Origin of the sequence: Pseudoduganella aquatica (assembly GCF_009857595.1) — a bacterium.
Lineage (GTDB): Bacteria > Pseudomonadota > Gammaproteobacteria > Burkholderiales > Burkholderiaceae_D > Rugamonas > Rugamonas aquatica_A.
In genome coordinates this window covers 103729-114158 of sequence record NZ_WWCU01000021.1, presented here as the reverse complement: position 1 = coordinate 114158, position 10430 = coordinate 103729, and the positions used below count along the sequence as shown (strand labels likewise).

General features: G+C 68.1%; 11 protein-coding genes and 1 pseudogene. 2 read left to right on the top strand and 10 right to left on the bottom strand.

Features of this window, described 5'->3' with window-relative positions:
* Nucleotides 1-588, bottom strand: a pseudogene (locus tag GTP77_RS18395) (hypothetical protein); the annotation flags it as partial.
* Between the two features lie 280 nt (nt 589-868).
* Nucleotides 869-2332, bottom strand: coding sequence for a sigma-54 dependent transcriptional regulator (locus GTP77_RS18390; RefSeq protein WP_161073597.1), 1464 nt, complete (start codon nt 2330-2332; stop codon nt 869-871).
* Nucleotides 2333-2521: 189 nt separating this feature from the next.
* Between GTP77_RS18390 and GTP77_RS18385 the strand changes: the two genes are divergently transcribed.
* Entirely contained in the window at nt 2522-3133 is a 612-nt protein-coding gene (locus tag GTP77_RS18385) for a 1-acyl-sn-glycerol-3-phosphate acyltransferase (protein WP_161073596.1), read from the top strand.
* Here the strand turns inward: GTP77_RS18385 and GTP77_RS18380 are convergent.
* The 8 genes from GTP77_RS18380 to GTP77_RS18345 are packed head-to-tail and all read right to left on the bottom strand — an operon-like array spanning nt 3130 to nt 8893.
* The gene (locus GTP77_RS18380; protein WP_161073595.1) at nt 3130-3723 is read right to left on the bottom strand and encodes a HupE/UreJ family protein; all 594 of its coding nucleotides are present in this window, start codon (nt 3721-3723) and stop codon (nt 3130-3132) included. The genes GTP77_RS18385 and GTP77_RS18380 overlap by 4 nt on opposite strands.
* Nucleotides 3720-4376 carry an urease accessory protein UreG gene (gene ureG / locus GTP77_RS18375; protein WP_161073594.1) on the bottom strand — a complete coding sequence of 219 codons (657 nt, stop codon included), beginning with the start codon at nt 4374-4376 and terminating at the stop codon, nt 3720-3722. Before ureG ends, GTP77_RS18380 begins: the two co-directional genes overlap by 4 nt.
* A gap of 12 nt (nt 4377-4388) precedes the next feature.
* A complete protein-coding gene (locus GTP77_RS18370) occupies nt 4389-5069 on the bottom strand; it encodes an urease accessory protein UreF (protein WP_161073608.1) in 681 nt (226 codons plus the stop codon).
* Nucleotides 5069-5593, bottom strand: a complete 525-nt coding sequence (gene ureE / locus GTP77_RS18365; RefSeq protein WP_161073593.1) for an urease accessory protein UreE — start codon at nt 5591-5593, stop codon at nt 5069-5071. Before ureE ends, GTP77_RS18370 begins: the two co-directional genes overlap by 1 nt.
* A 12-nt stretch (nt 5594-5605) precedes the next feature.
* Nucleotides 5606-7306 carry an urease subunit alpha gene (gene ureC, locus GTP77_RS18360; RefSeq protein ID WP_161073592.1) on the bottom strand — a complete coding sequence of 567 codons (1701 nt, stop codon included), beginning with the start codon at nt 7304-7306 and terminating at the stop codon, nt 5606-5608.
* A gap of 2 nt (nt 7307-7308) precedes the next feature.
* Complete coding sequence (locus tag GTP77_RS18355) at nt 7309-7635, bottom strand: urease subunit beta (protein ID WP_161073591.1); 327 nt, start codon at nt 7633-7635, stop codon at nt 7309-7311.
* An 18-nt stretch (nt 7636-7653) separates the two neighbouring features.
* Complete coding sequence (locus GTP77_RS18350; protein WP_161073590.1) at nt 7654-7956, bottom strand: urease subunit gamma; 303 nt, start codon at nt 7954-7956, stop codon at nt 7654-7656.
* A gap of 7 nt (nt 7957-7963) precedes the next feature.
* Complete coding sequence (locus tag GTP77_RS18345; protein ID WP_161073589.1) at nt 7964-8893, bottom strand: urease accessory protein UreD; 930 nt, start codon at nt 8891-8893, stop codon at nt 7964-7966.
* A gap of 191 nt (nt 8894-9084) precedes the next feature.
* Here GTP77_RS18345 and GTP77_RS18340 point away from each other — a divergent pair, with 191 nt between their 5' ends.
* The gene (locus GTP77_RS18340) at nt 9085-10392 is read left to right on the top strand and encodes a cation:proton antiporter (protein ID WP_161073588.1); all 1308 of its coding nucleotides are present in this window, start codon (nt 9085-9087) and stop codon (nt 10390-10392) included.
* Nucleotides 10393-10430 lie beyond the last annotated feature (38 nt).

The following is a 10430-nucleotide window of genomic DNA, read 5'->3' as shown; positions in this document are numbered from 1 at the left end:
GCCCGCTCCGCCCTTGCTGGCGCCCGCCCGGCCGCCGTAGCCGCCGTCGCCACCCGCGCCGCCGTCGCCAGCCCGGCCGCTGGTGGCGTTGGTAGCGCTGCCGCCTTTGCCGCCATTCGCGCCATAGGCCTCACCGCCATAGGCTTTGCCGCTGCTGGCGCTGCCATTGCGCGCCTTGCCGCCGGATGCGCCGTCGCCGCCGTCGCCGCCATAGGCGCTGGCGCCGTTGCCGCCGTCGCCGCCGTAGGCCTTGGCGCCGTCACCACCATCGGCGCCCCGGTTCGAACCGCCGGTGGCTTTGCCGCCCACGCCCCCCTCCCCAGTGCCACCATTGCTGCTGCCCCAGTTGCCGGCGGTATTGCCGATGTGATGCACAGCGTTGCCGCTGACCTCGCCGTTCAGCCGGCTGATCGCCGTGGCCTTCGAGGTATTAAACGAATTGCTCAAATTCGAGGTTGCCGTTGCGCCACGGTCCGCCGCCGCCTTGCTGTCGGACAGGGCGCGCGCCATGGCATCGGCGTTGGTTTCAGGATCGCTTTGGGCATATGCGCTTGCGCAGCACAGCAGCGCTATGGTTGTTGCCAGCATTGTTTTCTTCATTTCCATGCCTCACCAGGTTAAGTTGAAAGAGTCGCCGGGATATGCCCGGTCAGAGCATGGATTGCAAGCTTGGTGCCAGCCACCAAAAACGCCGCAAGTCTCTGATATCATTCAACTTTCCAGGATGGCAACAGCTTGCTGCCGGACCGGACCGGTGGCCGCGTCACACTTCTGTGACGAACCCGGGCAGCGCCTCCGGCGGCAAACGCTTGATTTAACTGGGCCATGCCGGCGCAGGCGCTGTAACGCGGCTGTGGCGGGCGCGGCGCTACTTGCTGCGCGCGCGGGCAGGGTTGGAAATGCCGTGCTTGGCCATCAGCCGGTACAAGGTCATGCGCGAGACGCCCAGCTCCTCGGCCACCTGGGTCATGCTCTTGCCCTGCACCAGCCCGCCCTCTATCGCCTGCCGCTCGGCGCGCACGCGGGCGCCACCCAGCGGCTCGCAGCCGTCCGGAGCCGCCGTCCCGGCCAGGCCCAGGTCCTCCGGCTGGATCAGCCTGCCCTCGGCCATGATCAGCGCGCGCCGGATGCGGTTGATCAGCTCGCGCACATTGCCCGGCCAGTCGTGTCCCCGCAAGGCAGCCAGCGCGGCCCCGCTATAGCCCCGGAGGCGCGGCGCGCGCTCGGCCGCGTAGCGTTCGAAGAAATGGTCCGCCAGCAACGGCAGGTCATCCTTGCGCTCGCGCAGCGCGGGCACCACCAGCGACAGCACGTTAAGGCGGTAATACAAATCCTGGCGGAACGCGCCGCGCGCCACCGCCGCCTCCAGGTCCACGTGGGAAGCGGCGATCACGCGCGCGTTCACCAGCACGCTGCGGTTGGCGCCCACCCTCAGCACGGACTTCTCCTGCAGGAAGCGCAGCAGATTGGCCTGCAGCTCCAGCGGCAAATCACCGATCTCGTCCAGGAAGATGGTGCCGCCGTCGGCCGACTCGAGCAGACCGCGCCTGTCCTGGGCAGCGCCGGTGAAGGCGCCGCGCATATGGCCGAACAGCTCGGACTGCGCCAGGCCGGGCGCGATGGCGGCGCAGTTGACGGCCACGAACGGGCCGGCGGCGGCCGCCGAGCGGGCATGGATGGCCTGCGCCACCAGTTCCTTGCCGGTGCCGCTTTCGCCCCAGATCAGCACCGCCGCGTCGGCCGGGGCCACGCGCGCGATCTGGCCGTACAGGCGCCGCATGGCGGGCGTATGGCCCACCAGTTGCCCCGCCGTCTGCACGGCAGCGGACTCATGGCGCCCGTTGGCGCCGCTGGTCCCATAGCTTCCATTGGTCCCGCGCTGCGGCAAGGGCGGAAACGGCACCGCGCGCAAGGCCGCCAGGCCGAGCGCGTGGCCCAGCGTATGGCGCAGGCGCGCGCTGTCCAGCGGCCAGGTGTGGAAATCGCAGCAATGCTCGCCCACCAGCTTGCGGCCAGCCTCGTGCTGGAGCAGCGGCCGGTGGCAGACCGCGATCCAGTGCAGCCAGTGATGCTGGCGCAGAAACGCGTCCAGCTCGGCCAGCGCGGCGGCCGTCGCGGCGGCAATGGCGGCAACGGCTGCGCCCGGCCCGGCCGGCTCGTATTCCAGCAGCAACAGTCCTACACTGAGAGAACGCGATCGCAACTGCCGGGCGGCATCGCGCAGGCTGGCGGCAAGACACAACTCCCAACCGGGCAGCAGGCCGTCCAGCTGGCGCGGCATGGCGGACGCGGGCGCGCCCAAGCTCAGGCAAAGCAAGGTTTTTGTTGTCATTTATTAGTCTCCGGTGCCGGTCTGAGCTGCAACAATGACAAAACGGCAATGAAGACTGTACCAGAGGCGATATTGCTGAGCGTTGTTTTCAGTGCGTCTGGCGTGCAGCGGCGCGGGCCGCGCTTGCCGCAGCCGGGCCACCCGGATAGAATACCGGCGCACTTTTTCCGACAGGCAAGCAGACCAACCATGAACAAAGATCAACTAAAACCGGCAGACCTGCCCAAGCTGGGCCAGCGTATTGCGCTGCGCATGTTGATGGCGTTCGGCTGGCGCATACTGTACCGTCCGCTACCCGGCCCGCGCGGTATTGCGGTGGTGTACCCGCATACCTCGAACTGGGATTTCATGGTCGGCATCTTCGGCAAGTGGACGCTGGACCTGCCGTTCCGCTGGCTTGCCAAGGACTCGCTGTTCAAGATTCCGCTGCTGGGCAAGTGGTTCCGCGCCATGGGCGGCGAGCCGGTGGACCGCAGCGCCAAGACCGGCATGATACAGCGCCAGGCCGAGCGCATGAACGCGGCCGACTGGTACTGGGTGGGCATTACCCCGGAAGCGACGCGCGGCTACCGCGATAGCTGGAAAAGCGGCTTCTACCACCTGGCGCTGGCGGCCAATGTGCCGCTATGCCTGGTGTATATCGACTACCCGAACAAGACGCTGGGCCTGGTCAACCACCTGGTGCTGACCGGCGACCAGGAGGCCGACATGGCCGCCATCCGCGCCGCCTACGCAGGCCACCAGGGCCTGCATCCGGAAAACGCGGCGCCCATCGTGCTGTCCGAGCGCAAGCCGAACTAAGCTGCCATTAAAAGAACACCGGTGGCGGCGATGCCCGCGCCGGTGATGCGCACCATGCCCAGCTCGGCCGCCCGGCCGAACCAGCGTCCCACCAGCATCAGCACGCCGCTCGCGGCCAGGAAACCGAAGGCGCTGCCCGCCAGCGGCAGTTCATGGCCATGCGCATTGCCGTGCAGGATGGCGAAGGCAGCGATCAGCGCCGCGCCGGCCGCCAGCGGCAAGCGCGTGGCCATGGCGATCAGCACGCCCGCCAGCACCACCGTGGCCGCGATGCCGGTTTCCAGCCCCGGTATGGTGACGCCCGCCACACCGCTCAGCGCCCCCAGCAGCATGGCCGCCAGGAAGACCAGCGGCAGCGCCTTGCCCTGCGGCTGGCGCGCGCTCCAGATGCCCACCGACAGCATGGCCAGCAGATGGTCGAAGCCGGTGAAGGGATGCAGGAAGCCTTCCTGGAAGGCGTCCGCCCAGCCCGCCTGGGCAGCGGCGTGCGCGGCGCCGTGCGACGCCTCGGGATGGGCCAGCGCCGGCAGGCACAGGCCGGCGGCCAGCAGCGCCAGCAGCGCTTCGCGGGAATTCAGTCGTAATGTCATGCTTGCTCCTTGTGTGCCTGCTCCAGCAGGCCTTGCTCTCGAATAAAGGCGATCACCGCCTCCACGCCCTCGCCGCTGCGCAGATTGGTGAACAGGAAGGGCCGCGCACCGCGCTGCTGGCGGGCGTCGCGCGCCATCACGCCCAAGTCCGCGCCCACGTGCGGCGCGAGGTCGGTCTTGTTGATGATCAGCAGATCCGAGCGCGTGATGCCCGGCCCGCCCTTGCGCGGTATCTTCTCGCCGCCGGCCACGTCGATCACATAGATGGTGAGGTCGGACAGCTCGGGACTGAAGGTGGCGGCCAGGTTGTCGCCGCCGGACTCCACCAGGATCAGGTCCAGGTTCGGGAAGTCCACCTGCATGCGGGCGATGGCCTCCAGGTTGATCGAGGCGTCCTCGCGGATGGCCGTGTGCGGGCAGCCGCCGGTCTCCACGCCCATCAGCCGTTCGGCGGGCAAGGCGTCCGCGCGCAGCAGGATCTCCATGTCCTCCTTGGTGTAGATGTCGTTGGTGATGACGGCCATGTCGTAGTGGTCGCGCATGCCTTTGCACAGCATTTCGCACAGCGCGGTCTTGCCGGAGCCGACCGGGCCGCCGATGCCGACGCGCAGCGGATTGGATGGCGGTTTGGACTGAGGTTTTAGCTGACTCATGATGCTTCCTTTTTATGATCGGTATAAGCGGCTGTACTGGACCTCGTGCCGCATCGACAGCAGCGACAGGCCAGGCGCCCAGTTGCTCAGGTCTTCTTCGGCCAGCCGCTGCGCGTGCAGCGCGGCCGCCTCCAGCTCGGGCCGCAGCGACAGCAGCATGCGCTGCCCCGCCACCTGCCCCAGCGGCACGGATTTCACGCACACCAGCACCTGGTTCTCGGCCCATGCGAACAGCATGGCCAGCAGCGCCTCGGCGTGCGGGATATCGAGCGCGGCGACGGCGCAGGCGTAGGCGACCGGCAGCGCCAGCTCGCTTTCCGCCGGCAGCATGGCGATGACGGCGGCGTCGGCGATGCCCAGTTCGGCCGTCAGGCGCGACAGTGAAAAACCCATTTGCAGCGTCTCGGCGCGGAATTCGGCGGTGTCGCGCGAGGCCAGGAAACGCTCGCTCCACAACGCCACGGCCTGCGCGTCGCGCTGCTGGAAGGCGCGCATCAAACGCCAGCACACCGGCGCCTCCCACTGCGCCATCACCTCGCGCAGCTGGCGCGCGATCCAGGCGCGCGCGGTGTCCGCGTTGCGCACCGTGCCCGCTTCAAGCGCCGCCTCCAGGCCCTGCGAATAGCTGTACGCCCCTATCGGCAGCGCGGGGCTGGCGAATTGCAGCAGATGCAGCAGGGCCGTGGCGTGCATCATCGCGCGCTGTCTCCGGGGCGGTGGATTTTCTGGCGCAGCGGGATGGGCGCCAGCGGATGAGCGCCGTGGCCGTCGTGGCTGTGGCCATGGCCGCCGCCGTAAGCCCCCGACTCAGGCTCGAAGGGCGCGTCTTCCGCCACCACGTTCGCGCCCAGCCCGGCCAGCATGTCCTTCAGCACGGCGTCCGCGCGGATGCGCAGGAAGCCGTCGCCCACTTGCGCCTGCGTATGGCGGTTCCCCAGGTGGAAGGCGCAGCGCAGCAGCGTGTGGGCGTCCGCGCACGTCACCTTGTAGGTTGGCTCGCGCGCGGCCACCACTTTTACAACTTGGCTGCGGTCCTCGCCGGTCAGCAGGTCGCCGTCGCGCAGCACGGTGCCGCGCACGGTGAACACGGCCGCTTCCTCGCCGGTGCTGAGCACCGCGCGCAGGCGGCACTTTTCACGCAGCTCGTAAGGCAGCACAAGCTGCGCCGTCACGCCGCCAGCATCGGCTGCGGCAATCTTGGTGTGCAGGGTAAGCATGGGTTAACCTCGTCAGAACAGGAAATAGCGCTGCGCCATCGGCAGCACGGCGGCCGCTTCGCAGACCAACAACTGGCCGTCGGCGCGCACTTCATAGGTTTCGGGATCGACTTCCATATGCGGCGTGGCGCCGTTGTGGACCATGTCGCTCTTGCGCAGCGTGCGCATATTCTTCACCGCGATGGTCTGCTTCTGCAGCCGCAGCTGCTCGCCGATGCCGGCGTCGAACGCGGCCTGCGAGACAAAAGTGAAGGACTTGCGCAGGCCGCCGCCGAAGGCGCCGAACATCATGCGGTAATGCACCGGCTGCGGCGTGGGGATGGAGGCGTTCGGGTCGCCCATCTGCGCGGCGGCGATCATGCCGCCCTTTAAAATCATGGACGGCTTCACGCCGAAGAAGGCCGGCTTCCACAGCACGATGTCGGCGATCTTGCCCACTTCCAGCGAGCCCACCACGTGCGAAATGCCGTGCGTGATGGCCGGGTTGATGGTGTACTTGGCGATATAGCGCTTGGCGCGGAAGTTGTCGTGCCGCGCGCCGTCCTCGGCCAGCGAGCCGCGCTGCACCTTCATCTTGTGCGCGGTCTGCCAGGTGCGCATGATGACTTCGCCCACGCGCCCCATGGCCTGCGAGTCTGACGACATCATGGAAATGGCGCCGATGTCGTGCAGGATGTCCTCGGCGGCGATGGTCTCGCGCCGGATGCGCGACTCCGCGAACGCCACGTCCTCGGCGATGGCCGGATCCAGGTGGTGGCACACCATCAGCATGTCCAGGTGCTCGTCCAGCGTGTTGACGGTGTAGGGCCGGGTGGGATTGGTGGACGAAGGCAGCACATTGCCCTGCCCCACCGCCGCGATAATGTCCGGCGCATGGCCGCCGCCCGCGCCTTCGGTGTGGAAGGTGTGGATGGTGCGGTCCTTGAATGCGGCCAGCGTGTGCTCCAGGAAGCCGCCCTCGTTCAGCGTGTCGCTGTGGATGGCCACCTGCACATCCATATTGTCGGCCACGGTCAGGCAGTTGTCGATGGCGGCCGGGGTCGAGCCCCAGTCCTCGTGCAGCTTCAGGCCGATGGCGCCGGCGCGCACCTGCTCCTCCAGCGGCAAGGGCTGGCTCACGTTGCCCTTGCCGAGGAAGCCCAGGTTCATGGGGAAGGCGTCCGCCGCGCTCAGCATGGCGTGCAGGTGCCACGGCCCCGGCGTGCAGGTGGTGGCGGCCGTGCCCACGGCGGGGCCGGTGCCGCCGCCCAGCATGGTGGTCACCCCGCTCATCAGCGCCTCCTCGATCTGCTGCGGGCAGATGAAGTGGATGTGGGAATCGATGCCGCCGGCGGTGACGATCAGCCCTTCGCCGGCGATGATCTCGGTGGCCGCGCCGATGGCCATCGTCACGCCCGGCTGGATGTCCGGGTTGCCGGCCTTGCCGATGGCGGCGATCAGGCCGTTCTTCAGGCCGATGTCGGCTTTGACGATGCCCCAGTGGTCCAGGATGACGGCATTGGTGATGACGGTGTCCATCACGTCCGCATGCGGGCGCTGCGACTGGCCCATGCCGTCGCGTATCACCTTGCCGCCGCCGAACTTCACTTCCTCGCCGTGGATGGCGTAGTCATGCTCGATCTGGATAAACAGCTCCGTGTCGGCCAGGCGGATGCGGTCTCCGGTCGTGGGGCCGTACATTTCAGCGTAGGCTGCGCGCGGGATAGTCGCCATCGTCAGGCCTTGGGCGGAGTGTCGGACAGCTTGCCGTTGACGGCGCCGTTGAAGCCGTGCACCACGCGGTCACCGGCCAGCTTCACCAGTTCAATGGTGCGGGTCTGGCCCGGTTCAAAACGCACTGCGGTGCCGGCGGCGATGTTCAGCCGCATGCCGTAGGCTTTCCAGCGCTCGAACGCCAGCGCGGGATTGACCTCGAAAAAGTGGAAATGCGAGCCGACCTGGATGGGCCGATCGCCACGGTTGGCGACAACGACGGTGACGGTTTCGCGGCCTTGGTTAAGGCCGATCTCGCCTTCTTCGAGCATGAATTCACCAGGGATCATGATGTGCTCCTTCAGGGATCAGGGTATGGGGTGGTGTACGGTGACCAGCTTGGAACCGTCCGGAAAGGTGGCTTCAACCTGGATGTCGGGGATCATTTCGGGCACGCCTTCCATGACGTCGGCGCGCGTCAGGATGGTGGCGCCTTCGGACATGAGTTCGGCCACGGTGCGGCCGTCGCGCGCGCCTTCCATGATGGCGGCGGAGATCAGCGCCACGGCCTCCGGATAATTCAGTTTCAGGCCGCGCGCGCGGCGGCGCTCGGCCAGCAGGGCGGCGGTGAAGATCAGCAGCTTGTCTTTTTCGCGTGGGGTCAGGTCCATGATTTTCCTAAGTGCGCCAGCTGCGCGGATCGAAGGCCGCGCGGCCCAGCAGGTGCGGCCGCAGCGTGCGCCACGCGGCCAGCATGATTTCGCGTGCAGCCTCGCTGTCGTGGCCGAGATGGCGCACGCACAGCAGGCCTTTCATCTGGGTTGCGCCAAAGGCGGCCCCGGAGACGGCGACCGCTTCGGCGCCGTCGCTGCGCAGCTGCGCCAGCACGGCGGCGGGCAGCGGCGCGCCCACGGCCAGCAGGGTGGCGCAAACGCTGTAGCGGTCCATGCCGAGCGGGCTGGCCACGCCGTCCGGCGTCAGCGCGCCCTGCTCCCACCACAACAGCCTGGCGCCATGGCGGATGCGGGTGCGCTGCACCACGCGGCCGCTGCGGAAGGATTCGCCGGAAGCGCGCCGGCCCATGCAGAGGATTTCGCAGCCGATGAAGCTGGCGTCCGCCGCCAGCGTAATGTCCTGGTCCAGCTCCACGTGGGCGTCGTCGAAGAAGATGGTCTCCTGCGGCATCCACTCGATGCTGGCGCCGGCGCCGGCCTGCAGGCGCACGTTCTGGCGCGACACCTTGCCGTTGGCCTTGTACCACTTGGCCGCGCCGGGTGTGGTGAGGAAGGCGCGCGCGCCCTCGCCCACGTCAGCGCTGAGCGCCAGCTGGTCGCCACCCACCACGCCGCCCGGCGGATGCACGACGATGGCGTGGCACACCGCGCCCCCTTCCGGATACAGCGCCTTCTGCACGCGCAGCGGCCCGCTGTGGCGGCGTTCGACCAAGCGCGTGGTGCCCTGGTCGTCCGCGAAGCGCAGCGACAGGCTGGCATGCCACGGCGCATGGCCCTGCTCCGGCGCAGCGCCGCCCGTCCCCGGCAGGCGGGAGCCTGGGGGCTGGCTGTTAGCGCTATAAAGCGCGTTTGCGTGGTCGGCGGTGTCGGGCATGTAGCGCTTGTCGTGTCTCGTGTTGTACTGGACATGCATTACGCAAGTAGCGTGCCAGCACCAGCGTGCTATTCCCCCGCCAAGCGCTGCGCCAGCCGCACCATTACTGTACAAATGCACCAAAATGGCGCAAATGGCATGAAGCCCAACGCCGCGCCATTGCAGGCAGGCACCGCGTATATTGCTCAAGCATGAGTACCACTCTCTGGTTTATCCTGATCGGCTGCCTGATGCTGGCGCGCGGCCTGGCGGCCACCACGCTGTCGCGCCTGCCGGTAACGTCGGCCATCGTCTATCTCGGCGTCGGGTTGGCGCTGGGGCCGGCGTTTCTCGGCGTGTTCGCGGTCGACCCCTACGCCCAGGCGGGCATGCTGGAAGTGCTGACCGAGCTGGCCGTGCTGGTCTCGCTGTTCTCGGCGGGGGTGAAGATGCCGGTGCCGTTTTCGCTGGCGCGCTGGGCGCCGTCGCTGCGGCTGGCGTGGCTGTCCATGAGCATCTCGGTCGGCCTGATGGCGGCCTTCGGCACGCTGGTGCTGGGCCTGCCGCTGGGCGCGGCGGTGCTGCTGGGCGCCATCCTGGCCCCCACCGACCCGGTGCTGGCCACCGACGTGCAGGTGCGCCACGCCGGCGACAAGGACCAGCTGCGTTTCGCCCTCACCTGCGAGGCCGGCATGAACGACGGCAGCGCCTTCCCTTTTGTGATGCTGGGCCTGGGCCTGCTGGGCCTGCACGACCTGGGCGACTCTGGCTGGCGCTGGGCGCTGCTGGACGTGCTGTGGGGCACGGCGGGCGCGGTGCTGATCGGCATTGCGGGCGGCGCGGCGCTGGCCCGCCTGGGCTGGGCGCTGCGCGGCAAAGATCCCCGGCACGAGGTGCTGGACGACCTGGTGGGCCTGGGCCTGATCGCGGTGGTATACGGCGCCACCACGTGGCTGCACGCCTGGGGTTTCCTGGCCGTGTTCTTCGCAGGCGTGGCGCTGCGTCAGACCGAGCTGATACTGGCCGGGGCGCCCAAGGACAGGCACGGCCTGCTCAAGGCGCCGCCTGCCAGCACCGCGCATGCGGGACCGCCATCTGCCGCCGAAGGCGCGGCCGAGACGACACTGACCGTCAGCGGCGAGTCGCTGATCTTCAAGGAGCACCTGGAGCGCCTGTCCGAGCTGACGCTGGTGCTGCTGCTGGGCGGCGCCGTGACGGCGCAGGCCTGGGACTGGCGCGCGTGGAGCACGGCGCTGTTCCTGTTTGTAGTGGCGCGGCCGCTAAGCGTCTACCTGGGCCTGTGGCGCTCCAGCGCGCGCGGCCGGGTGCGCGGCATCAGCGCGTGGTTCGGCGTGCGCGGCATAGGCTCGGTGTATTACCTGATGTACGCCATCAACCACGGCCTGCCGCAAGGGCTGGCCAGGAACCTGATCGACATCACGCTGGTGGTCATCATGCTTTCCATCGCAGTGCACGGCATCAGCGTCAAGCCGCTGTTCGACCGTTTCTGGCGTGAATAATTATTGCTTATATGATATCTTGCAGGCCTACGATTATT

Coding starts and splice junctions, on each gene's coding strand:
- GTP77_RS18390 (WP_161073597.1), bottom strand. CDS start 2,332: ATGACAACAAAAACCTTGCTTTGCCTGAGCTTGGGCGCGCCCGCGTCC.
- GTP77_RS18385 (WP_161073596.1), top strand. CDS start 2,522: ATGAACAAAGATCAACTAAAACCGGCAGACCTGCCCAAGCTGGGCCAG.
- GTP77_RS18380 (WP_161073595.1), bottom strand. CDS start 3,723: ATGACATTACGACTGAATTCCCGCGAAGCGCTGCTGGCGCTGCTGGCC.
- ureG (WP_161073594.1), bottom strand. CDS start 4,376: ATGAGTCAGCTAAAACCTCAGTCCAAACCGCCATCCAATCCGCTGCGC.
- GTP77_RS18370 (WP_161073608.1), bottom strand. CDS start 5,069: ATGCACGCCACGGCCCTGCTGCATCTGCTGCAATTCGCCAGCCCCGCG.
- ureE (WP_161073593.1), bottom strand. CDS start 5,593: ATGCTTACCCTGCACACCAAGATTGCCGCAGCCGATGCTGGCGGCGTG.
- ureC (WP_161073592.1), bottom strand. CDS start 7,306: ATGGCGACTATCCCGCGCGCAGCCTACGCTGAAATGTACGGCCCCACG.
- GTP77_RS18355 (WP_161073591.1), bottom strand. CDS start 7,635: ATGATCCCTGGTGAATTCATGCTCGAAGAAGGCGAGATCGGCCTTAAC.
- GTP77_RS18350 (WP_161073590.1), bottom strand. CDS start 7,956: ATGGACCTGACCCCACGCGAAAAAGACAAGCTGCTGATCTTCACCGCC.
- GTP77_RS18345 (WP_161073589.1), bottom strand. CDS start 8,893: ATGCCCGACACCGCCGACCACGCAAACGCGCTTTATAGCGCTAACAGC.
- GTP77_RS18340 (WP_161073588.1), top strand. CDS start 9,085: ATGAGTACCACTCTCTGGTTTATCCTGATCGGCTGCCTGATGCTGGCG.